The organism is Streptomyces sp. NPDC047971 (assembly GCF_040653355.1).
Taxonomy (GTDB): domain Bacteria; phylum Actinomycetota; class Actinomycetes; order Streptomycetales; family Streptomycetaceae; genus Streptomyces.
In genome coordinates, this window is the sequence record NZ_JBEZNW010000042.1 from 1 (window position 1) to 21,278 (window position 21,278).

16 protein-coding genes are annotated in these 21,278 nt (G+C 73.0%); 12 read left to right on the plus strand and 4 right to left on the minus strand.

All coding sequences use genetic code 11. The features are described from left to right. Positions 1-54 precede the first annotated feature (54 nt). Genes AB0D99_RS29515 through AB0D99_RS29525 form a run of 3 tightly spaced genes read right to left on the minus strand, consistent with a single transcriptional unit; the run spans position 55 to position 2,610 of the window. The gene (locus tag AB0D99_RS29515; protein WP_362368893.1) at positions 55-282 is read right to left on the minus strand and encodes a hypothetical protein; all 228 of its coding nucleotides are present in this window, start codon (positions 280-282) and stop codon (positions 55-57) included. Positions 283-302: 20 nt separating this feature from the next. Continuing rightward, positions 303-2,387 carry a 4-alpha-glucanotransferase gene (gene malQ / locus AB0D99_RS29520; protein WP_362368896.1) on the minus strand — a complete coding sequence of 695 codons (2,085 nt, stop codon included), beginning with the start codon at positions 2,385-2,387 and terminating at the stop codon, positions 303-305. A gap of 1 nt (position 2,388) precedes the next feature. After that, complete coding sequence (locus AB0D99_RS29525; RefSeq protein WP_362368899.1) at positions 2,389-2,610, minus strand: hypothetical protein; 222 nt, start codon at positions 2,608-2,610, stop codon at positions 2,389-2,391. Between the two features lie 218 nt (positions 2,611-2,828). Here AB0D99_RS29525 and AB0D99_RS29530 point away from each other — a divergent pair, with 218 nt between their 5' ends. Further along, positions 2,829-5,804, plus strand: a complete 2,976-nt coding sequence (locus AB0D99_RS29530) for a beta-N-acetylglucosaminidase domain-containing protein (protein WP_362368902.1) — start codon at positions 2,829-2,831, stop codon at positions 5,802-5,804. Between the two features lie 41 nt (positions 5,805-5,845). On the opposite strand, the gene AB0D99_RS29535 is transcribed toward AB0D99_RS29530, so the two are convergent. After that, positions 5,846-6,409, minus strand: coding sequence for an HNH endonuclease (locus AB0D99_RS29535; protein WP_329120506.1), 564 nt, complete (start codon positions 6,407-6,409; stop codon positions 5,846-5,848). Positions 6,410-6,656: 247 nt separating this feature from the next. Here AB0D99_RS29535 and AB0D99_RS29540 point away from each other — a divergent pair, with 247 nt between their 5' ends. From AB0D99_RS29540 to AB0D99_RS29590, 11 genes are all read left to right on the plus strand, one after another. Continuing rightward, on the plus strand, positions 6,657-7,718 hold the full coding sequence (locus AB0D99_RS29540; RefSeq protein ID WP_362368907.1) for a mechanosensitive ion channel family protein: 1,062 nt from the start codon (positions 6,657-6,659) through the stop codon (positions 7,716-7,718). A 220-nt stretch (positions 7,719-7,938) separates the two neighbouring features. After that, the gene (locus AB0D99_RS29545) at positions 7,939-9,153 is read left to right on the plus strand and encodes an ROK family transcriptional regulator (RefSeq protein ID WP_362368910.1); all 1,215 of its coding nucleotides are present in this window, start codon (positions 7,939-7,941) and stop codon (positions 9,151-9,153) included. Between the two features lie 130 nt (positions 9,154-9,283). Continuing rightward, on the plus strand, positions 9,284-10,621 hold the full coding sequence (locus tag AB0D99_RS29550; protein ID WP_362368913.1) for an ABC transporter substrate-binding protein: 1,338 nt from the start codon (positions 9,284-9,286) through the stop codon (positions 10,619-10,621). Between the two features lie 136 nt (positions 10,622-10,757). Continuing rightward, complete coding sequence (locus AB0D99_RS29555) at positions 10,758-11,639, plus strand: sugar ABC transporter permease (RefSeq protein WP_362369005.1); 882 nt, start codon at positions 10,758-10,760, stop codon at positions 11,637-11,639. A gap of 3 nt (positions 11,640-11,642) precedes the next feature. Further along, positions 11,643-12,527, plus strand: a complete 885-nt coding sequence (locus AB0D99_RS29560) for a carbohydrate ABC transporter permease (RefSeq protein WP_362368916.1) — start codon at positions 11,643-11,645, stop codon at positions 12,525-12,527. An 8-nt stretch (positions 12,528-12,535) separates the two neighbouring features. Continuing rightward, positions 12,536-13,801, plus strand: a complete 1,266-nt coding sequence (locus tag AB0D99_RS29565; RefSeq protein ID WP_362368919.1) for a 6-phospho-beta-glucosidase — start codon at positions 12,536-12,538, stop codon at positions 13,799-13,801. Further along, positions 13,798-14,778 carry a BadF/BadG/BcrA/BcrD ATPase family protein gene (locus AB0D99_RS29570; RefSeq protein WP_362369008.1) on the plus strand — a complete coding sequence of 327 codons (981 nt, stop codon included), beginning with the start codon at positions 13,798-13,800 and terminating at the stop codon, positions 14,776-14,778. The genes AB0D99_RS29565 and AB0D99_RS29570 overlap by 4 nt, the downstream gene beginning before the upstream one ends. A 322-nt stretch (positions 14,779-15,100) precedes the next feature. Beyond that, a complete protein-coding gene (locus AB0D99_RS29575; RefSeq protein ID WP_362369011.1) occupies positions 15,101-16,435 on the plus strand; it encodes a hypothetical protein in 1,335 nt (444 codons plus the stop codon). A gap of 11 nt (positions 16,436-16,446) precedes the next feature. Continuing rightward, positions 16,447-17,514, plus strand: coding sequence for a glutamate ABC transporter substrate-binding protein (locus tag AB0D99_RS29580; RefSeq protein WP_362368922.1), 1,068 nt, complete (start codon positions 16,447-16,449; stop codon positions 17,512-17,514). Between the two features lie 15 nt (positions 17,515-17,529). Next, on the plus strand, positions 17,530-18,807 hold the full coding sequence (locus tag AB0D99_RS29585) for a hypothetical protein (RefSeq protein ID WP_362368925.1): 1,278 nt from the start codon (positions 17,530-17,532) through the stop codon (positions 18,805-18,807). A gap of 41 nt (positions 18,808-18,848) precedes the next feature. Then, a complete protein-coding gene (locus AB0D99_RS29590; RefSeq protein ID WP_362369014.1) occupies positions 18,849-21,278 on the plus strand; it encodes a tetratricopeptide repeat protein in 2,430 nt (809 codons plus the stop codon).

The following is a 21,278-nucleotide window of genomic DNA, read 5'->3' on the forward strand; positions in this document are numbered from 1 at the left end:
CCGGGGGGCGTCCCCCCCCCCCCCCCGCGGCGCCCTCGGAAGAGGCTGGGCCCGTCAGGCCTTCTTGGACTTGTCGAGCACCATCACGAGACCGGCGATCACCAGGAACAGCACGATCGGCAGCGCCACGAAGAGGCCGAGGGTCTCGACGACACTCAGCTTGGGGGCCGGGTCGTCACCGTCGTCGCGGGTGAGCGCGAGCGCGGGGGACGACATGAGCAGCATCATCAGCGTCGTACCGGCCGCGACAGCACCGGCGCGCAGGGTGTTCTTCTTGTCCACGGTGCAAACGTAGCGAACACCTAAACGGGCCGCGCGTCCGGGGGTGCCGTACGGGAACCGCCGAGGGGACCGAACACCGCGAGGAGACGGTGCAGGCGGGGGGAGGCGGCCAGTTGCTCCAGCGTCAGCGGCTGGCCCTCCGGGCCCGCCACCGGAAGCCGCCAGTTCGGGTACTGGTCCCAGGTGCCGGGGAGGTTCTGCGGTCGCCGGTCCCCCACCGCGTCCGGCAGCCACACCCCGACCATCGCCGCGGGGGTGCGCAGCAGGAAGCGGTGGACGGCGCGGACCTCGGCCTCCTCGTCGCCCGGGCCCTCCGGGAGCAGCCCGCGCAGCTCCAGGTCCGTCAGCCACTCCGCGACCTCGGCCGCGTCACGGGCGCGCTCGCTCCCGAGATCGCCGGTGATCAGCCCGAGGCGGTGGCGCAGGGCGACGTGGTCGCCGGAGAGCCGGGCGGCGGTGGACGGGAGGTCGTGCGTGGTGGCGGTGGCCACGCAGTCGGTGCGCCACTCCTCGGGGGCGAGCGGGCGTCCCGTGCCGGACCAGTCCCGCTCGAACCAGAGCACGGAGGTGCCGAGCACCCCGCGACGCGCGAGCCGTTCCCGGACGCCGGGCTCGACCGTGCCGAGGTCCTCGCCGATGACGACCGCGCCCGCCCGGTGGGCTTCCAGGGCGAGGACCGCGAGCATCGCCTCGGCGTCGTAGCGGACGTAGGTCCCCTCGGTGGGTTCGCGCCCCTCGGGGACCCACCAGAGCCGGAAGAGACCCATCACATGGTCGATGCGCAGCGCACCCGCGTGCCGCAGCAGCTCCCTCAGCAGGCCGCGGTACGGGGCGTAGCCCGAGGCGGCCAGCGCGTCGGGACGCCAGGGCGGCAGACCCCAGTCCTGCCCTCGGGCGTTGAAGGCGTCGGGCGGGGCGCCGACGGACATGCCCGCGGCGAAGGCGTCCTGCATGGCCCAGGCGTCCGAGCCGTCCGGATGGACGCCGACGGCGAGGTCGTGGACGATCCCGACGCCCATGCCCGCCTCCCCGGCCGCCTCCGACGCGGCGGCCAGCTGCCGGTCCGTCAGCCAGGCGAGCCGGCAGTGGAAGTCGATCCGGGCGGTCAGCTCGTCGTCGGCGCGGACGGCCGCGGCGGCGGAGCGGGGGTCGCGCAGCTCCTCGGGCCAGCCGCGCCAGTGGTGGCCGTGGCGCTCGGCGATGGCCTGGTAGGTGGCGTGGTTCTCCAGGGCGACGCCGCGCTCGGCGAGGAAGTCGAGGTACTCCGCCCGTCTGCCGGGGCCGAGTTCGACCGTCCGTACGAGCTCCAGGGCGCGCCGCTTGACGTCCCACACCGCGTCCCGGTCGATCAGGGCGCCCTTGCGCAGAACCCCTTCACGCAGTTCGGCGGCGTCGGCGAGGATCGCGTCGACCTCGGCGGCGTGCTCGGGGCCGAGGAGGCCGAATTCGGGAACGTCCTCGATCCGCAGATGGACCGGGTCGGGGAAGAGGCGTGAGGAGGGGCGGTACGGCGAGGGGTCCGTGGGCGCCCCGGGCACCGCCGCGTGCAGCGGGTTGACCTGGACGAACCCGGCGCCGTGCGTCCGTCCCGCCCAGGCGGCGAGCTCCCGCAGGTCTCCGAGGTCTCCCATGCCCCAGGAGTGGCGGGAGAGCACCGAGTACACCTGGGCGAGCAGACCGAACACCCGTCGCCCGGGGCTCGGCACGCGGGCGGGGGCGACGATCAGCGTGCCGGTGCCGGAGCGGCCCTCGGGGGCCAGGGCCTCGACGCGGTGGACGCCGAGCGGCAGAGCGTCCCAGCCCCCGCCCTCCACCACCTCGCCCGACTCGGTCGTGACGCGCAGCCGCGTGCCCGGCGGAAGGCCCTGCGGCGGGCGCGCCCGGTCGTCCTGCCAGCGCACCAGCGTGGCCGGAAGCAACCGGTCCTCGTCGGCCCGCTGTGCCGCCCGGAGCGCGGCGTCGATCGCCTCCGGTGTGGTGGCGTCCACGTCGAGGGCGCCGAGGACGGCCACGACCGTGGCGTCGGGCACCTGGACGGTGACGCCCTCGGACGGCTCGTACACGGTGGCGACGCCGTGGAGTTCGGCGAGACGGGCCAGGGTCACTTCACACTCCTGGGTACTCCGTGCCGCCCGCGGTGGCGCGGGCGGTGGGTTCGCTGGTGAGGGGCGCCGCCTCGGTCATGGGCGGCTCGCTGGTGAGGGGTGCGGCGTCGGCGAGGGGCGGTTCGCTCGTCAGGGGTGCGGCGTGGGCCAGCGGCGGTTCGCTCGTGAGCGGGCCCTGTTTCGGTACGCGTAGGGGGACGGTGAGGGGGGTGGTCACGGTCACGGGGGTCTCCCGGTTCGGCTCGACAGGTGGGCTCCGAGAGCCCTACCCACCGCATCCCGTTTTACCGGCGGAACTTGTCGTGGTGACGCCACCTCGCCGAAAGACCGCCCGGCAAACCCGACACATCGGCCTCCCGCATTGACACTCCAGCCGGGCGGGTGGTGGGCTCGTAACCCTCTCGTGACCACGGGAGCCCCGCGGGAGAAGAGGAGTCCCCCATGCGCCTCGGGCACAGACGGCGGACCGCGTCGGCCGTCGCCGCCGCGGTGATCGGCGGCTTGCTCGGCGGCAGCGCGCCGGGCGTCGCCCAGGCGGCGCCCGCCCTCCCCGACCCTCCCGTCACCACCCCCGACACCGACCCGCGGCTGTCGCCCGGCACGGCGGTCTGGCCGCGCCCCCAGTCCCAGCGGGCCACGGGCCCCTCGGTGCCGCTCGGCGACGAGGTGACCCTGCTCACGGACACCGACGCCGACCCGTACGCCGTCGCCGCGCTGCGCGAGGTGCTCCGCGCCGCGGGGGTGCGGACCGTCCACACGTCCCTGCCGGGTGGCGGGACGGTGGTCCGCGCGGGCTCCGCCGCCTCCGCGGACGCCCTGCGGGCACTGCGCGTGCCGGAGCGCGCCGACCTGCCGCGCGGCGGCTACCGGCTGGCCACCGGCCGGGTGCGGGGCCGGGACACGGTCGCCCTCGACGGTGTCGGCGAGGACGGCCTCTTCCACGCCGTACAGACGCTGCGTCAGCTGATCGACGGCACCACGGACGGCGGGCGGACCGTCCCCGGTGTCGTCGTCCGCGACTGGCCGGGGACCTCCGTACGCGGTCTGACCGAGGGCTTCTACGGCCGCCCGTGGAGCCAGGAACAGCGTCTCGCCCAGCTCGACTTCATGGGACGCACCAAGCAGAACCGCTACCTCTACGCGCCGGGCGCCGACCCCTACCGCCAGACCCAGTGGCGCGAGCCCTACCCGGCGGAGCAGCGGGCCGACTTCCGCGAGCTGGCCGCCCGGGCGCGCGCCAACCACGTGACCCTCGCCTGGGCCGTGGCACCCGCGCAGTCGATGTGTCTGGCGTCGGACGACGACGTGAAGGCGCTCACCCGCAAGCTCGACGCCATGTGGGCGCTGGGGGTGCGGTCGTTCCAGCTCCAGTTCCAGGACGTCAGCTACAGCGAGTGGCACTGCTCCAGGGACGCGGAGACCTTCGGCCGGGGACCGGAGGCGGCCGCCGCCGCCCACGCGCGCGTGACCAGCGCGGTGGCCCGGCATCTGGCGGCCCGGTACCCGGACGCGGAACCGCTGACCCTGATGCCGACGGAGTACTACCAGGACGGCGCGACGACGTACCGCACGGCACTCGCCGAGGCGCTCGACGACCGGGTGCGGGTCGCCTGGACGGGTGTCGGGGCGGTCCCCCGCACGATCACCGGACGGGAGATGGCCGGCGCCCGTGACGCGCTGCGCCACCCGCTGGTCACCATGGACAACTACCCGGTCAACGACTACGCGCGGGACCGGCTCTTCCTCGGGCCCTCGATGGGCCGGGAGCCGGCCGTGGCGGCCGGTTCGGCCGCCTTCCTCGCCAACGCCATGGAACAGGCGGCGGTCTCCCGCATCCCGCTCTTCACCGCAGCGGACTACGCCTGGAACCCGAGGGGCTACACCCCGCAGGAGTCCTGGCGGGCCGCCGTCGACGAGCTTGCCGGGCCGGACCCGGCGGCCCGCGAGGCGCTGCGGGCCCTGGCCGGAAACGACGCCTCCTCGCTCCTCGACCCGCAGGGCGAGTCGGCGTATCTGAAGCCGTTGATGGCCGAGTTCTGGCGGAGCCGTACGGGCCCGGACCCGGCGGCGCGGGAGAGGGCGGCGCGCGAACTGCGTGCCGCGTTCACCGTGATGCGCGAGGCGCCGGAGCACCTGACGGCGACCGCCGGCGGGACGCTGGACGACGAGGTACGGCCCTGGCTGGAGCAGTTGTCCCGGCACGGCCACGCCGGGGAGACGGCCGTCGACATGCTGCTCGCGCAGGCCCGTGGCGACGGCGCGGCGGCCTGGCAGGCCCAGTTGCGTCTGGAGCCGCTGCGGGAGGGGCTGAAGGCGAGCGAGGTGACCGTCGGCAGCGGAGTCCTCGATCCCTTCCTCGCACGGGCGGCGGCGGAGTCGGCGGCCTGGACCGGCGCGGACCGCGAGCGGGGCACCGGACGGCGGGCGGACCGCGAGCCGGCGGCGTACACCGTGCGGCTGGAGCGTTCGCGGCCCGTGGAGACGGTGACGGTGATGACGGAACCCGGCGCGGCCGGATCGGCGCGCGTGGAGGCGTACGTTCCCGGCGAGGGCTGGCGGTCGCTGGGCCCGGTTTCCCCCTCCGGCTGGACGCAGGCGGAGGTGAAGGGGGTGCGCGCGGACGCGGTCCGCGTGGTGTGGACCGGCGCGGATCCCCAGGTGCGTTCGCTGGTGCCGTGGTTCGCCGACGAGCCGCGCGCCGAGCTGGAGCTGGCCCGGCAGGAGACGGACGCCGAGATCGGCGGGCCCGTGCGGCGGGTGGACGTCCGGGTGGCGGGCCGGCGCGCCGAGGAGGTGCGCGGGGAGCTGACGGCGCGGGCCCCGAAGGGGATCACGGTGCGGCTGCCGAAGGAGACCACGGTCCCGCGCGGCACGCGGGCGACCGTCCCGCTGGAGGTGTCGGTGGCGCCCGACGCGCCGGCGGGCTCCTACCGGGTGCCGGTGTCGTTCGCCGGTGAGGAGCGGGTGCTGACGGTGCGGGCCTTCCCCCGTACGGCCGGTCCCGATCTGGCGCGCGCCGCGCGGGCCTCCTCCTCGGGTGACGAGACTCCCGACTTCCCGGCCGCGGCGGCGCTCGACGGTGATCCCGCCACCCGCTGGTCCTCACCGGTCGACGACGGCGCCTGGTGGCAGCTGGAGCTCTCGCGGCCGGCCCGGATAGGGCAGGTGGTGCTGCACTGGCAGGACGCGCACCCCTCCCGGTACCGCATCCAGGTGTCCCAGGACGGCCGCACCTGGCGCACGGCCGCGACGGTCGCCGACGGGCGCGGCGGCCGGGAGAGCGTCCGCATGGACGCGGCGGACACCCGCTTCCTGCGGGTCCAGGGCGACGCTCGGGCGACGGAGTACGGCTACTCGCTGTGGTCGGTGGAGACGTACGCGGTGGCCACGCCGGCCGAGGCCGGGCAGCCGCAGTAGGGGCGCCTCCCGGGAGGCGCCCCGTACGTCGAAGGCCCGGCTCAACCCGTCTTCACGGCCCCTACCGGGGTGGTGGAGACGGCGTCGATCCGGGCCATCACGTCGTCCGCGCCGTACGGCTGCAGATAGGGCAGCCAGCGGGGGTCCCGGTGACCGGTCCCGATGATCCGCCAGGCAAGGCCGGTGGGCGGGGCGGGTTGGTGCCGCAGCCGCCAGCCCAGCTCGCGCAGATGCCGGTCGGCCTTGACGTGATTGCAGCGGCGGCAGGCCGCCACGACGTTCTCCCAGGCGTGCGTACCCCCGCGGCTGCGCGGAATGACGTGGTCGACGCTGGTTGCGACGCCACCGCAGTACATGCAGCGTCCGCCGTCACGGGCGAAGAGCGCTCTGCGGGTCAGAGGAACGGGCCCCCGGTAGGGGACCCGCACGAACCGCTTCAGCCTGACCACACTGGGTGCGGGGATGACGCGGGTCTCGCTGTGCAGGAAGGCGCCGGACTCCTCGAGGCAGAGTGCCTTGTTCTCGAGGACGAGGACGAGCGCGCGGCGGAGCGGTACGACGCCGAGGGGCTCGTACGACGCGTTGAGGACCAGGACATGCGGCACGGATGCCTCCTAATACGCCGGCGGCGCGTGGCTCGCGCCGGGACGAACTGCTCTCAGTCTCTCCTCATGCCTGGTCAAAGCGCCACCACGTACCGGTAACGGGCTCGGGGTGTTCTCGACCACATCGGCATCGTCACCCCGATCCTCCCCGCGTGAGGTCCGTCTCTCCCTCGAACGGGGCGCCGGGAGCACATCCGATGCCCCGTTAGTGTGGATGTTCCGCGTACGCCACGCCTGGAGGTTCTCCGTGTCCTGGTCCGCCCTGCTGACCGCCGACGATCCGCAAAAGGTCCCCGTCACCCTCGACGAGGCCGCGGAGAGGGCGACGAACGCCGCGGGCTGGGTGGAGGAGAACTGGTCCACCTGGCTGAACACCGGTCTTCGCATCCTCCTCATCCTCGTCGTCGCCCTGCTACTGCGGATGGCGATCCGTCGCGCCCTGACCAAGCTCATAGAGCGGATGAACCGCTCCGCCCAGGCGGTGGAGGGCACGGCGCTCGGGGGTCTCCTGGTCAACGCCGAACGGCGCAGACAGCGCTCCGAGGCGATCGGTTCGGTGCTGCGCTCGGTGGCGTCGTTCGTGATCCTGGGCACGGCGGGGCTGATGATCCTCGGCGCGTTCCAGATCGACCTCGCGCCGCTGCTGGCCTCCGCGGGTGTCGCCGGCGTGGCGATCGGTTTCGGCGCCCGGAACCTGGTCACGGACTTCCTGTCCGGTGTCTTCATGATCCTGGAGGACCAGTACGGGGTCGGTGACTCGGTGGACGCCGGAGTGGCCTCCGGCGAGGTCATAGAGGTCGGCCTGCGGGTGACGAAGCTGCGCGGCGACAACGGCGAGATCTGGTACGTCCGCAACGGCGAGATCAAGCGGATCGGCAACCTCAGCCAGGGCTGGGCTACGGCCGCGGTGGACGTCACGGTGCGCCCGACGGAGGACCTGGACCGGGTGCAGTCGGTGATCAACGAGGCCACGGCGTCCATGGCGAAGGAAGAGCCCTGGAACGAGCGGCTGTGGGGTCCGGTGGAGATCCTCGGCCTCAACGAGGTGCTCCTGGAGTCCATGACGGTCCGGGTCTCCGCGAAGACGATGCCGGGCAAGGCGCTGGGCGTCGAGCGCGAGCTGCGGTGGCGGATCAAGCGGGCGCTGGACGCGGCCGGCATCCGTATCGTCGGCGGCGTCCCGGCGCAGGCGGAGGAGTCGGCGGCGGACCCGACGGCGGGCATGGCGGCCCCCTCGGCCTTCGCCTCGCCGACCTCTCCGCAGGGCGCGGCGGCGAGCCCGCTGCCCAGGCCGGAGCTGAACAAGTAGCACCCCCGACGACACGGAGCACACCGCTCCGCTCGACGCCCCCGCCGGTAACGCTTCGGTTGCCGTCGGGGGCGTCGTGCGTGCGGGGGTCTTGACGCCCGGCGACGGCCGTCCTACGGTCCTCCCACCGAATAGGAAACTTTCCTAACAGTGCAGTTGGGAGAGGGGACCGCGGGGCAGCAGAATGGCCCCTCCAGAGCCGAAGGGCAGGTGCATCGTCATGGCCGGTACGACCCCGGGGACTCCCGGCACCCCGCGCGTCCTGCGGGCCATGAACGACCGCGCCGCCCTCGACCTGCTCCTGGAGCACGGAACCCTGTCCCGTACCCGGATCGGCAAGCTCACCGGCCTCTCCAAGCCGACCGCCTCGCAGCTCCTCGCCCGGCTGGAGGCCGCCGGGCTCGTCCTCGCCACCGGCACCACGGCGGGCCGCCCGGGACCGAGCGCGCAGCTGTACGAGCTCGACCCGCGGGCCGCCTTCGCCGCGGGACTCGACGTGAACCCGTACCGGATCCGCGCCGCCGTCGCCGACATCACCGGCCGGGTCGTCGGCGAGTACGAGCTCGGGACCCCGGGGCGCGCCTCCGAGGGCGTCGTACGGCAGGTCACCACCGCCCTCGACGGGGCGGCCAAGGACGCCGGGATCACCCGCGCCGAGGTGCACCGCCTCGTCATCGGCACCCCCGGCGCCTTCGACCCGGCCACCGGGCGGCTGCGGTACGCCTCCCATCTGCCCGGCTGGCACTCCCCCACACTCCTGGAGGAGCTCGCGGCGGTGCTCCCGATGCCCTTCGAGTACGAGAACGACGTCAACCTGGCCGCCGTCGCCGAGCAGCGCCTGGGCGCCGCCCGGGGCCACGAGGACTTCGTGCTCCTCTGGAACCAGGAGGGCCTCGGCGCGGCCCTCGTCCTCGGCGGCCGGCTCCACCGCGGCTTCACCGGCGGCGCCGGCGAGGTCGGCTTCCTGCCCGTGCCCGGCACCCCGCTCGTACGGCAGGTCACCAAGGCCAACTCCGGCGGCTACCAGGAACTCGCCGGCGTCCAGTCCGTGCCCCGGATCGCCCGGGAGCTCGGCATCGACACCCCCGAACAACCCTTCGTGCCCGTCGCGACCCGACTGCTCGCCCACGCCGCCGCCCACCACGACCACGACCCCCGGTACGCGGCGCTCCTCGACCGGTACGCGGAGCGCCTCGCCACCGGTCTCGCCTCGCTCGTCGCCGTACTCGACCCCGAACTCCTCGTCCTGGCCGGTGAGGTGACCGTCGCCGGCGGGGAACCGCTGCGCGAGCGCGTCCAGTCCGAGCTGGCCGACCTCGCCGCCTCCCGGCCCCGGCTCGTCCTCGGGGACGTGGAACGCCACCCCGTCCTGCGCGGCGCCCTGGAGAGCGCCCTCGCCACCACCCGCGACGAGGTCTTCGACACGTCCCGCTAGGACCGCGGACCTCGCGGCCGACCCGGCCCGGCCACCGCACGCACCACCGGCTCACGACCCGGCCGGGTCCAGCCGTCACTTCGCCGTACCCCCTTCCCCCGTAACCCCTCCGGCCACAGGGAGCTTCGCCATGCCCGCAACCCCGCGCAGAGTCGCCGTCGCGCTCGCCGCCACCGCCTCGTTCGCCCTCCTCGCCTCCGCCTGTACCGGCTCGGCCGACAACAGGGCGAGCGACGATCCGAACGCGCCGACCACGATCACCTTCTGGCACGGCTGGACCGCCCCCTCCGAGGTCAAGGCGATCCAGGACAACGTCGCCCGCTTCGAGAAGGCCCACCCGAACATCACGGTGAAGGTCGTCGGCAACATCAACGACGACAAGCTCAACCAGGCGCTGCGCGCGGGCGGTTCGAACGGCCCGGACGTGGCCGCCTCCTTCACCACGTCCAACGTCGGCAAGTTCTGCGCCTCGGGCGCGCTGGCGGACCTGAAGCCCTTCCTGGAGAAGGACAAGGTGGACCTGGACAAGACCTTCTCCAAGGTCCTCCAGGACTACACCCAGTTCGAGGGCAGGCGCTGCTCGCTGCCGCTGCTCTCCGACGCGTACGGGCTCTACTACAACAAGGACGCCTTCGAGGCGGCGGGCATCACCGCCCCGCCGAAGACCTGGTCGGAGTTCCGGGAGGTCGCCGAGAAGCTGACCAAGGAGAAGGGCGACGGCTACGAGCAGCTCGGCTTCATGCCGAACTACCTCGGCTACGAGACCGTCCCCAGCCACTACATGTCGCAGTGGGACCACGCGTACTTCGACGCGGACGGCAGGTCGAACCTGGCCAAGGACCCGGCCTTCGCCGAGATGATGACCTACCAGAAGTCGCTGGTCGACGGCCTGGGCGGATTCGCGAAGCTGGACCGGTACCGCACCACCTTCGGTGACGAGTGGGGCGCCAAGCACCCCTTCCACACCGGTCAGGTCGCCATGCAGCTCGACGGCGAGTGGCGGCTGAACTTCATCAAGGAGGCCAAGGTCGGCTTCGAGGTCGGCGTCGCCCCGCTGCCGGTCGCGGACGACGAGGTGGCCGAGTACGGCAAGGGCTACCTCTCCGGCACGATCATCGGCATCGCGCCGCAGAGCAGGAAGCAGAACGCGGCCTGGGAGCTGGTCAAGTACATGACCATGGACACCGAGGCCGTGGTGAACTTCGCCAACGGCATCGGCAACGTCCCCTCCACCCTGGAGGCCCTGAAGTCCCCGAACCTCAAGGTCGACGAGCGCTTCAAGGTCTTCCTGGAGATCGCCCGGCACCCCGAGTCCTCCACCTCCGACGGCGCGGTGAACGGCTCCACGTACCAGGACACCTTCCAGGACTTCGCCCAGAAGTACGAGAAGGGCGAGGTCCCGGACCTGAAGAAGGGCCTCGAGGAGACCGCGGCCCAGATCGACCGCGACATCGCCCAGGCGAAGTGACGGCCGGGGAGCACTCCGCATGAGCACCGACACCCTGCCCACGGAACGGCCCGCCGGACCGGCCGCCGCGTCCCAGGACGGGCGTCACACGCTGCGGTCGAAGCGCGTGCGAGACGCGCTTCGCACCGCGGCGTTCATGTCGCCCCTGCTGGTCGGATTCGGCGTCTTCTTCGCCTATCCCCTGGTCTCGACCCTGTACTTCTCGTTCATGAGGTACGACGGGCTCAACCCGCCGACCTGGCGGGGCATGGACAACTGGACGTACGTCTTCGCGGACCTGCCGAAGTTCTGGCCGGCGATGGGGAACACCCTGTGGCTGGCCGTCGTCATGGTCGCCTGCCGGGTGGTCTTCGGCCTCGGCGTCGGCCTGCTGATCACCCGGATCAAGACGGGCGCGGGCGTCTTCCGCACCCTGTTCTACCTGCCGTACCTGGCTCCGCCGGTGGCGGCGACGCTGGCCTTCGTCTTCCTGCTCAACCCCGGCACCGGACCCGTCAACTCGCTGCTCGAAGCGGTCGGCGTCCCGGCGCCCTCCTGGTTCAACGACGCGGCCTGGGCCAAGCCCGCGCTGACCGTCCTCGCGGTCTGGGGCGTCGGCGACCTCATGGTCATCTTCATGGCCGCGCTCCTCGACGTGCCGAAGGAGCAGTACGAGGCGGCGAAGCTGGACGGGGCGTCGGCCTGGCAGCGGTTCCGGTACGTGACGCTGCCGAACATCTCGCCGATCGTGCTCTTCGCGGTCGTCACCGGGATCATCGGCGCGATGCAGTACTACACCCAGCCGATCGTGGCGGCGAAGGTCGCCTCCGGGAAGATGGGGGGCTCGGGCGAGACCTTCGAGCCGGGCTATCCGGACGACTCCACGCTGACCCTGCCCCAGCTGGTCTACAACCTCGGCTTCGGCCGCTTCGACTACGGCGCGGCCTGCGTCGTGGCACTCGTCCTGTTCGCCCTCTCCATGGCCTGCACCGCGCTGCTGATGCGCAGGCGCGGGGGCCTGATCGGCTCGGGGGACTGATCCATGACCACCGCATCCGTGTCCGACCGTCCCGCGGTGAGCCCCGCGGAGAGGCGCGCCCGCCGCACGGCGGCGCTGCACTGGATCGCCGTGCACTCCCTCGGGATCGCGGCGGCCCTGTTCTTCGTGCTGCCCTTCGTCTTCGTCGTCCTGACGTCCCTGATGAGCGACCAGCAGGCGCTGACCCGGGACCTCACGCCGAACACCTGGCACTGGGACAACTACCTCCGGGTCCTCGACACCCCCGGCTTCCTCACCTGGTGGCGCAACTCCCTGCTGTACGCGGGGCTCGGCACCGTGCTCGTGGTGGTGTCCTCCGTGCCGGTGGCGTACGCGCTGGCCAGGTTCCGCTTCCGCGGCCGGCATCTGTCGCTGCTGCTCGTCATCTCGATGATGATGCTGCCGCCGCAGGTGGTCATCATCCCGATGTACCTCTTCTGGGCCAAGCAGATGGACCTGTCCGGCACGCTGTGGCCGCTGATCGTCCCGATGGCGTTCGGCGACGCGTTCGCGATCTTCCTGCTGCGCCAGTTCCTGCTGACGATCCCGAGCGAGTACATCGAGGCCGCGAGGATCGACGGCTGCGGCGAGTTCCGTACGCTCCTGCGGATCGTGCTCCCGATGGCCAGGCCCGGCATCGCCGCCGTCGCGCTCTTCCAGTTCTTCTACTGCTGGAACGACTACTTCGGGCCGCAGATCTACGCCTCCGAGAACCCCGGCGCCTGGACGCTCAGTTACGGCCTGGAGTCCTTCAAGGGGGCGCACCACACCGACTGGAACCTGACCATGGCCGCGACCGTACTGGTCATGGCCCCTGTGATCCTCGTCTTCTTCTTCGCCCAGAAGGCGTTCGTCGAGGGAGTCACACTGACCGGAGTGAAGGGCTGATGCGCCATATGAAGCTCGCTGTCGTGGGGGGCGGCTCCACCTACACCCCCGAACTGATCGACGGATTCGCGCGGTTGCGCGACACCCTGCCCATCACCGAACTCGTCCTCGTCGACCCGGCGGCCGACCGGCTGGAGCTGGTCGGCGGTCTCGCCCGGCGGATCTTCGCCAGGCAGGGCCACGGCGGGAAGATCGTCACCACCTCGGACGTCGACGCCGGGGTGGAAGGGGCGGACGCCGTCCTGCTGCAGCTGCGGGTCGGCGGGCAGGCCGCCCGGAACCAGGACGAGACCTGGCCGCTGGAGTGCGGCTGCGTCGGGCAGGAGACCACCGGAGCCGGCGGCCTCGCCAAGGCGCTGCGGACCGTGCCGGTGGTCCTGGACATCGCCGAGCGGGTCCGGCGGACCAGCCCGGACGCCTGGATCATCGACTTCACCAACCCCGTCGGCATCGTCACGCGCGCGCTGCTCCAGGCCGGCCACAAGGCCGTCGGGCTGTGCAACGTGGCCATCGGCTTCCAGCGGAAGTTCGCCCGGATGCTCGGCGTGACACCCGCCGACGTCCATCTCGACCACGTCGGGCTCAACCATCTGACCTGGGAGACGGCCGTCCGCCTCGGCGGGCCGGAGGGCGAGAACGTCCTGCCCCGGCTGCTCGCCGAGCACGGCGAGGCCATCGCCGACGACCTCCGGCTGCCGCACTCGATCGTGGACCGGCTCGGTGTCGTCCCCTCCTACTACCTGCGGTACTTCTACGCGCACGACGAGGTCGTGCGGGAGCTCGGCACCAAGCCCTCGCGGGCCGCGGAGGTCGCCGCGATGGAGAAGGAACTCCTGGAGATGTACGGGGACCCGGCGCTCGACGAGAAGCCGGCGCTGCTCGGCAAGCGCGGCGGCGCGTTCTACTCGGAGGCCGCCGTGGACCTCGCCGCGTCCCTGCTGGGCGGGGGAGGCTCTCCGTACCAGGTGGTGAACACCCGCAACGACGGCACGCTGCCGTTCCTCGCGGACGACGCCGTGATCGAGGTCCAGGCGGCGGTGGGCCCGACGGGCGCGGTGCCGCTGCCGGTGGCCCCGCTGGACCCGCTGTACGCCGGGCTGATCGCGAACGTGACCGCGTACGAGGACCTGGCCCTGGAGGCGGCGCTGCGTGGCGGCCGGGAGCGGGTGTTCCGGGCGCTGCTCGCCCACCCCCTGGTGGGGCAGTACGCGTACGCCGACGGGCTCACCGACCGGCTGGTCGCACACAACCGGGAGCACCTCGCGTGGGCGTGAACCCGAACGGCTCGCTCCTCGCGATCGACGCCGGGAACAGCAAGACGGACGTCGCGGTGGTCGGTCCGGGCGGGGAGGTGCTCGGCTCGGCGCGCGGCGGCGGCTTCCAGCCCCCCGTCGTCGGGGTCGGGGCCGCCGTGGACGTCCTCGCCGAGGCGGTCGCCCGGGCCTGGGCGGCGGCCGGGGGCGACGGTCCGCCCGTGTTCGCCCACGTCTCCGCCTGCCTGGCCAACGCCGATCTGGCGGTGGAGGAACGGCAGCTGGAGCAGGCCCTGTCCGCGCGGCTCCGGAGCCGATCGGTCCGGGTCCGCAACGACACCTTCGCGATCCTGCGCGCCGGGGTCGACGAACCGCGAGGGGTCGCCGTCGTGTGCGGCGCGGGCATCAACTGCGTCGGCATGGTGCCGGACGGCCGTACCGCCCGCTTCCCCGCCATCGGAAAGATCTCCGGCGACTGGGGCGGCGGCGGCGGACTCGCCGAGGAGGCGCTCTGGTTCGCCGCCCGCGCCGAGGACGGACGGGGCGAACCGACCGCCCTGGCCGAGGTGTTGCCCGCGCACTTCGATCTGCCGTCCATGGGCGCGCTGATCGAGGCGCTGCACCTGGGCCGCGTCCCCTTCGAGCGCCGGCACGAGCTGACGCCCGTGCTGTTCCGTACCAGCGCGGCGGGCGACGCGATCGCCCGGTCGCTGGTGCGCCGGCTCGCGGAGGAGGTCGTCGCCCTGTCGACGGTCGCGCTCGGCCGCCTCGGACTGCTCGACGAGGAGGTGCCGGTGCTGCTGGGAGGCAGCGTGCTGGCCGCACGGCACCCGGAGCTGGACGCGCTGATCGCCGAACTGCTCCCCGTACGGGCGCCGAAGGCCGTGATCGGGGTGGTGACCGCGCCGCCGGTGCTGGGCGCGGGGCTGTTCGCGCTCGACGAGCGGGGTGCCGGCCCCGGGGCGGCGGAGCGGCTGCGGGAGCACTACGGCGCATGAGGTCGCGCGACCGGCGGGGGCGTCCTTCGGGGCGCCCCCGCCGGTCGTGTTCACCCCCGCGTGAGGGAACCGATTCCGGCCGGGAGGCGTATTCATGGCAGGGGGTTCGCCTGATGGGGTGGCGCGGACCTGAGGCACGATAGGAACAAGATCGCGTCATTCCTGGTGTGCGGGTGGGGCCCCTGAGGCCATACTTCCCTCCGGGGAGTCGTCATCGACCGAGGGGGAGGCCACGTTGACATACCCGCCGAATGCGCCCGCCGCCTCGGTACCGGGCACCGCGCCGGCGCAGCCGGGCACGGTCGTGCCCGCGCAGCCCTCCGTGCCGCCCGTCCCCCCGCCCCCCGCCGGTCCTGGCGCCTGGGGCGAGGTCAAGGACCGGCTGCGCCGCGCCGCCACGACCGAGCCGGGGCGGCTGCAGATCCTGGGAGCCGTACTGGCCCTGCTGGTCGTCGCGTTCGGGGCGGTCGGCGCCTTCGAGGTCGCCGACCGGGCCTCCTCCGCCGACGACGTGGTGAGCCGCAGCCAGCCGCTGAGCGCCGACGCCGCCGACATCTACCGCTCGCTCGCCGACGCCGACACCGCCGCGGCCAGCGCCTTCCTGGCCGGCGCGCAGGAGCCCGCGGACGTCCAGAAGCGGTACGCCGACGACATCAGGACCGCCTCCCGCCTCCTGGTCAAGGCCGCGGCGAGCACCGAGGGTTCGACCGAGTCGGCCCGCGAGATCGCCACCCTCAACGAGCAGCTCCCCCGCTACACCGGACTGATCGAGCGGGCCCGCGCCGCCAACCGTCAGGGCCTGCCGCTCGGCGGCGCCTATCTGCGGTACGCCAACAAGCAGATGACCAGCGAACTGCTGCCCGCCGCCGAGCGCCTGTACGCGGCGGAGACCGCGCGCCTCCAGCAGGACGACGAGGAGGCCCGCGACTGGCCGTACCTCTCCCTCGTGCTCGGCCTGCTCGCGCTCGCCGCCCTGGTCCTGGTCCAGCGGCGCAACTACGCCCTGACGAACCGGGTGTTCAACCATGGTCTGCTCGCGGCCACCGCCGCCTGCGTGGTCGTGCTGCTGTGGACCGCGGCGGCGCACACCGTGGCCCGTGCCGGACTCGACGAGGCCCGCGAGCACGGGCAGAGCTCGCTCCAGGTCCTCAACGCCGCCCGGATCAGCTCCCTGAAGGCGCGGGCCAACGAGAACCTGACCCTGGTGGCGCGCGGCGCCGTCCTCACCGAGGACGGCAAGAACGACAAGTACGAGACGGACTACACGAACAGCATGACCGCGCTGACCGACGCGCTCGCCCAGGCCCGGGAGCTGGCCGACGACGACGCCGGGCGTGACCCGCTGGCCACCGTGGCGGAACGCACCGCCGAGTGGAAGGACCGGCACAAGGACGCCCGCGCGAAGGACGACGCGGGCGACTTCGAGGGGGCACGGCTGCGGGTCGTCGGCCCCGACGAGACGACCGGGCAGTCGTTCGACCAGGTCGACGCCGCCCTGAAGAAGGCGTTGGTCCACGAGCAGGCCGAGTTCACCAGTGCCGCCGAGGGCGGCCGGGGAGCACTGACCGGCCTGCCGCTGGGTGCCGCCGTGCTCGGCCTGTTCGGCGCGGCCGGCGCGATCGTGGGCATCAACCGCAGACTGTCGGAGTACCGGTGAGAGGGGGCGGGATGCGGAACGGCGTCGACGGCGCGAGGACGCGCGACCCGGCCGGGCTCCGCGGACGGCTCCTCGGACGGCGACCGCTGGGCCGGCTGCGCGGCTGGGGCGGTGTGGCGGCCATGGCCGTGGCCTGCGGTCTGACCGCGTCGCTGACCCTGCTGCCCCTCACCCACAGCGCCCGCGGCGACTCGCGCCACACCGAGGCGACCGGGCCGGGCGTCGGCATCGGCATCCCCGTGAAGGCGGACACCTGCGAGAACCCGGAGGCGTCGCTCACCCCTTCGCGCGCCGACGGACCCTCGATCGCGGCGATCAAGGCCCGGGGGAAGCTCGTCGTCGGCGTCGACCAGAACAGCTACCGCTGGGGCTACCGCAACGCGGAGGAGCGCACCCTCGAAGGCTTCGACATCGATCTGGCGAAGGCCATCGCGAAGGACCTCCTCGGCAGCGAGAACGACATCATCTTCCGGGCGGTCCCCACCAACCAGCGGATCGCGGCGCTGGAGAGCGACAAGGTCGACCTCGTCGTGCGGACGATGACGATCAACTGCAAGCGGGTCGAGCAGGTCGCCTTCTCCACCGCCTACTTCCAGGTCGGCCAGCAGATCCTCGCGCCCAAGGGCTCGACGATCACCGGGTACGACTCCTCGCTCAGCGGCAAGCGGGTCTGCACGGCCGAGGGCTCCACCGCCTACGAGGCCCTGGAGAAGAACTCCTTCGGCGCCACGTTCAAGGACGAGGCGGACGGCACCGGGGCCGACAAGGACCTGCTGACCGTTCCGAACCAGCTGGACTGTCTGGCGCGGCTCCAGCTGGGCGAGGTCGACGCCGTCCTCACGGACAACGCGCTGGGGGCCGGACAGGCCGCGCAGGACCCGGCGGTCGAGCTCAAGGGCAGGCCGTTCACCACCGAGTACTACGGCGTCGCCGCCAAGCTCGGCAACGACGACCTGGTCCGCCGGGTCAACCAGGTCCTCGTGCAGTACCGCCAGGGCCCTTGGAAGACCGCGTACGACAAGTGGCTGAAGGCGGACCTGCCCGGGATATCCGGGCCGCCCGCACCGAAGTACAAGTAGAGCGAGAGGTGATCGATGGGCGTCGCGGGCACCCCCGGGCCGGTGATGGACCGGGACGAGGTGGACCGTGCGCTGGCGCGGCTCGGCGCGGAACACAAGGCGGTCGAGGACTCGCTCCTCGCGCTCCAGGACCACGCGGGCCGCAGGCTGCTGGAGGGCGCCGAGCTGACCGGCAGGACCCGGGACCGCTGGCAGTCCGCCGAGCGGACGATCACGCTGCTCTGGACGTACTTCGACGCCTACACCGGGGCGCTGGGCGAGGCCCGTGAGCTGCGGGCGCGGCGGCGCTGGTCCAGCCGCGAGGACCTGGAGGAGCTGACCGAGCGGCTGCGCGGCGAGAGCGTCGTCGTCTCGGGCGGGGCGCGGCAGCAGGCCCTGCTCTCCGAGCGGTTCACGCTGGAGGGGCTCGTACGGCGGATGAACGAGCTGTACGCGTCCTCGCTCGACGTGGTGGTGACCGCCGACGCCGTCTGGTCCGCGCTGCCCGCCCGGATAGATCTCCTCGCCGCCGAGCTGGGGCGTACGCGCTCGCTGGCGCACTCGGTCGGCGTGCGGCCGGGGGAGCACCCGGCGGGCGACGAGCTGGAGTCGATCACGGCCGAGCTGACCGCGCTGCGCGGCGAGGTGGTCACCGACCCGCTCTCCTTCTGGCGCCCCGCGGCGGGCAGTTCGGCCCCCGGTGGCGGACGGCCCGACACGGAGCGGTACGACCGGGCGGCGCGGGCGCTGGAGGACATCCGGCGGGAGATCGAGGCGGTCCTCGCGGTGCGGCAGGACTCCGAGGAGCGGCTGCTGCGGCTGCGGGACGTGCTCTCGCGGGCCGACCGGACGCTGGCCGAGGCCCGGTCGGCGCGCGGCGAGGTCCTCGCCAAGATCGCGGCCTCCGAGGTGCCGGCGGTCAGCGGCCCGCCGACGGTCCTCCAGGAACGGCTCTCGACGGCCGCCGAGTACCGCAGGCACGCCCAGTGGCACCGGCTCTCCCCGCTCCTGGAGTCCCTGGAGCGGGAGGCGGAGGACGAACTGATGCGTGCCCGCGAGTCCTTGACCGCCGTCACCGCGCCGCTGGCGGTCCGCGCCGAGCTGCGCGGCCGGCTCGACGCGTACAAGGCGAAGGTCGCCCGTCTGGGAGCGGCCGAGGATCCGCTGCTGATCGAGCGGTACGACGCGGCCCGCCGGATGCTGTGGAGCGCGCCCTGCGACCTGCGGGTCGCCGAGCAGGCGGTGCTGCGCTACCAGCAGGCGGCCGCGGAGGTCCTGTCCGGGCCCCGAGATGCGAGAGGGAGTCAGTGGTGAGCACCTGTCAGCGTCCCTCGTGCGAGGGATCGTACGAGGACATGGGCGACGGCGAGCTGTACTGCGACACCTGCGGGCTCGCGCCGGTCGTGGCGCCGGGCGGAATGCTGCAGGCCAACCCGACCGGGATGGCCGTGCCCGGCAAGGGGTCGACCTCGTCGCGGGCGAGCTCGGCGGCGTCCACCACGAGTTCCTCGCGTTCCTCCCGCTCGTCCACGTCGCGCCGTTCGGTCTCCGGGCGGCTGTCGCGCTCGCTGTCGGGCGGGAACAGCAGCCGTTCGGTCTCGGTGCGCAGCTCGGGCGCGTCGGCGGGCCAGTCCGGGCGGAACCGGCTGGGCGCGGGCCTGGTCTCGATCCCCGAGGTGCCGCGTCCGGACCCCCGCGCCGCGGTCATGGAGAATCCCGAGGTTCCCGAGCGGAAGCGATTCTGCTCGCGTTCCGACTGCGGAGCTCCGGTGGGCCGTGCGCGCGGTGACCGGCCGGGCCGCACCGAGGGCTTCTGCACCAAGTGCGGCCACCCGTACTCCTTCGTGCCGAAGCTGCGCGGCGGCGACATCGTGCACGGGCAGTACGAGGTCGCGGGCTGTCTCGCGCACGGCGGGCTCGGCTGGATCTACCTCGCCGTCGACCGGGCGGTCTCCGACCGCTGGGTGGTGCTCAAGGGTCTGCTCGACACCGGCGACCAGGACGCGATGGCCGCGGCGATCTCCGAGCGCCGCTTCCTCGCCGAGATCGAGCACTCCAACATCGTCCGGATCTACAACTTCGTCGAGCACCTCGACCAGCGCACCGGCTCCATGGACGGCTACATCGTCATGGAGTACGTCGGCGGCAAGTCGCTCAAGGAGATCGCCAACGACCGCAGGGCCGCGGACGGCCGGCGCGATCCGCTGCCGGTGGAGCAGGCGTGTGCGTACGGGATCGAGGCCCTGGAGGCGCTGGGGCACCTGCACAGCCGGAACCTGCTGTACTGCGACTTCAAGGTCGACAACGCGATCCAGTCCGAGGACCAGCTCAAGCTGATCGACATGGGCGCGGTCCGCCGGATGGACGACGACGAGTCCGCGATCTACGGGACGGTCGGCTACCAGGCGCCCGAGGTGGCCGAGGTCGGCCCGTCGGTGGCGAGCGATCTCTACACGGTGGCGCGCACGCTGGCGGTGCTGACCTTCGATTTCCAGGGCTACACGAACGTCTTCGTCGACTCGCTGCCGGAGCCGGACCACATCGAGGTCTTCCGGATGTACGAGTCGTTCTACCGGCTCCTGGTGCGCGCGACGGACCCCGACCCGGCCCGCCGGTTCTCCTCCGCGCAGGAGATGGCGGAGCAGCTGACCGGGGTGCTGCGGGAGGTCGTCGCCCTCCAGTCGGGCCGTCCGCGTCCGGCTCTCTCGACGCTGTTCGGCACGGAACTGCGGGTCACGGACACCCAGTTGTTCGCCGAGCCGACGGAGGACGTCTCCGCCCTGGGCGCCCGGGAGACACGGCGCGGCCGCAAGGCCCTGCCGCCGGGCACGGCCGCCGGGACGGTCGGCGCCGGTCCGCTCCTCACGCCCCTGGACGGGCGGGCCACCTCGCTCGCGCTGCCCGTCCCCCGGGTGGACCCGGGGGACCCGAACGCCGGATTCCTCGCCGGCCTGATGGCCTCCGCGCCCGCGGAGCTGATCAGCGCCCTGCACCACGCTCCGGCGCCCTCCCCGGAGCTGCGGCTGCGCGAGCTCCGGGCCCGCCTGGAGATGGGCGACCTGGGGTCCGCCGGTCGCGCGCTCGCCACGCTCGAGGAACAGGTCCCCGACGACTGGCGGGTGGTCTGGTACCGCGGTCTGACCTCCCTGGTGACCGGCGACCACGAGAACGCGGCGCTGTCCTTCGACGCGGTCTACGACGCGTTCCCCGGGGAGCCCGCGCCCAAGCTGGCCCTCGGCATCTGCGCCGAGGTCCTGGGCCAGCTGGACAACGCGGCGGAGTACTACCGCCTGGTGTGGGCGACCGACCCGAGCTTCGTCAGCGCCGCGTTCGGACTCGCCCGGGTGCAGCTGGCGGCCGGTGACCGCACCGGGGCCGTACGCACCCTGGAGTCCGTACCGGAGGCGTCGATCCACTACACCGCGGCACGGGTCGCCGCCGTGCGGGCCAGGCTCCGGCGGCGGCTGCCGAACGAACCGCTCGGCGCGGATCTGACGGCGGCGGCGGCACAGGTCTCCGCGCTCCAGGGCTTCGGTCTGGACGCGGTGCGCCGGGAGCAGTTGTCGACAGAGGTCCTCGGCACGGCGCTCGACTGGGTACTCTCCGGAAGTCCCGGCGCGGGACCCGGCGGCGCGATGCTGCTCGGCAGCGAAGTGGACGAGCGCGGACTGCGCTTCGGCCTCGAACGCTCGTACCGGGTGCTCGCCCGGCTCGCTCAGCGGGGCGAGGAGAGGATCGAACTGGTGGAGCGGGCCAACCGTTTCCGCCCCAGGACGTGGGTGTGA